Origin of the sequence: Caballeronia sp., assembly GCF_049581465.1 — a bacterium.
In the GTDB taxonomy this organism is placed as follows: Bacteria; Pseudomonadota; Gammaproteobacteria; order Burkholderiales; family Burkholderiaceae; genus Caballeronia.
Genome location: NZ_JBAUSA010000395.1, coordinates 1 through 1704 on the forward strand (window position 1 = coordinate 1; position 1704 = coordinate 1704).

The 1704-nt window shown below is 58.0% G+C and carries 1 protein-coding gene and 1 rRNA gene; both read left to right on the forward strand.

Going from position 1 to position 1704, the window contains the following annotated elements; all coding sequences use genetic code 11:
• Window positions 1-103: ribosomal RNA gene (rrf, locus tag WCA53_RS09800) — 5S ribosomal RNA — on the forward strand; the annotation flags it as partial.
• A gap of 379 nt (window positions 104-482) precedes the next feature.
• Window positions 483-1682: a tyrosine-type recombinase/integrase gene (locus WCA53_RS09805; RefSeq protein ID WP_423908518.1), complete on the forward strand. Its 1200-nt coding sequence runs from the start codon at window positions 483-485 to the stop codon at window positions 1680-1682.
• Window positions 1683-1704 lie beyond the last annotated feature (22 nt).

Here is a 1704-nt window from a genome sequence, read left to right on the forward strand (position 1 = left end):
ATAGCGAGTTGGTACCACCCCTTCCCATCCCGAACAGGACCGTGAAACGACTCCACGCCAATGATAGTGCGGATACCCGTGTGAAAGTAGGTAATCGTCAGGCTCCCCTTTGCTAGCTCTAGCATCCAAAAACCCCACCCCGCAAAGGTGGGGTTTTTGCGTTGGGCGATCGGAGGGGCTGGCGCGGGGTGGGTTTGGGTTGGGGTGGTGCTGCTTACGGCGAGTGTGGGGTTAGGGCGGAGTCCTTCTGCTAGCGTGGTCGTTCTGCTTAAGTCGGATTTTCTCGCTTATTACTGTTAGCCCCTGTTCGGGTGATTCGTACTGTAAAGTGCAAGTAACTGGCGTTGGTTATGGCTTACAAATCAAAGACTTAAGTCATATAGTGTAAGCCTCAGTCAACTACAGTACAGCGCAGAAATTGCCCCAAAAGTGCCCTACCTCGGGCCGCAATTTTTGCCTCGTACTCTGCAAGGGGTTACGCGATGGCAAAGCACCAACGGCACGACATTACACGCGAGTTTATCCGAGCGATCCAGCCGACCGGCAGCTATCAGGATTTCGCGGATAAACAGCGCGGCTTTGCCGTGAAGGTAACGCCCAAGGGCGGCATATCGTATACATATCGGTGGCGCAAGCCGGACGGAATGCAGGGTCGCAAAGTAATTGGCTGGTGGCCCGAAATGCAACCGGGCGACGCGCGCAAGCTCGCGCTCAAAGAATCGACCCTCATCGACCACAAAGGCGACACGCTGACACGCCAAGCCGAGCGCAAAACCCGCCGCGCCCAGGTAGTGAAAGCAATCGCCGCCGTCCCGACCGTCCAAGCGTTTTTAGATGGTGACTACGCGGTCTATGTGCGCACGCACAACAAAAAGCCGGAACGCCAAATCTACATGATCCGGCAATCATTCCCCGATTTTCTCGAAACCCCACTCGACGCCGTGACCGCTTGGAGCGTCGAGAAGTGGCGCGGCGCGCAGCTTAAGGCGGGCCTCTCCCCCTCAACGTGCAACCGCAAGCTAAACAGCCTACGGGGACTGTTTTCGCGGGCGGTCGAGTGGGACGTGCTGACCGAAAGCCCGCTCAAAGAAGTAAAAAAACAAAGGGAACCATCCGGCAAAGTGCGCTATCTGTCGCCCGAAGAACGCGCGCGCCTCGACGTGGAAATCGAAACGGGTTGCCCCCCGCACTTGAAGCCCGCTGTAGTGCTAGCGATGAATACAGGCTTGCGCCTTACCGAGCTAACGACGCTCGAATGGAGCAACGTCGATTTGGACCACGCGTTTCTGACCGTGATTGATGCGCACTCAAAAAGCGGCACCGGGCGACATATACCGCTAAACGATGGAACGCTCGCCATGCTCAAAGCCTGGAAACGGCAAGCGGACAAGCGGTATGTGTTCGCCAATGCCGACGGCGTGCCGATGCGCATAATCACCGGCTGGCCGGAACTGCGCGCGCGCGGCGAGATTGTCGGGTTCCGCTGGCACGACTTCCGCCACGACTTCGCCAGCCGTCTTGTAATGGTTGGCGTGGCGCTAAATACCGTGCGTGACCTGCTTGGACACGCGGACATGAAAATGACCTTGCGCTATGCGCACTTAAGCCCGGATTGCAAAGCGGCGGCGGTCGCGTTGCTCAACGCCGCGCCGGTTCCGCGTGTGTATGCGATGGCGGCTTAAGACGCTACCAGAACCCCACCGC

Bases quoted from the DNA above. Each gene is read 5' to 3' on its own strand.
- WCA53_RS09805 (WP_423908518.1), top strand. From the start codon at position 483: ATGGCAAAGCACCAACGGCACGACATTACACGCGAGTTTATCCGAGCG.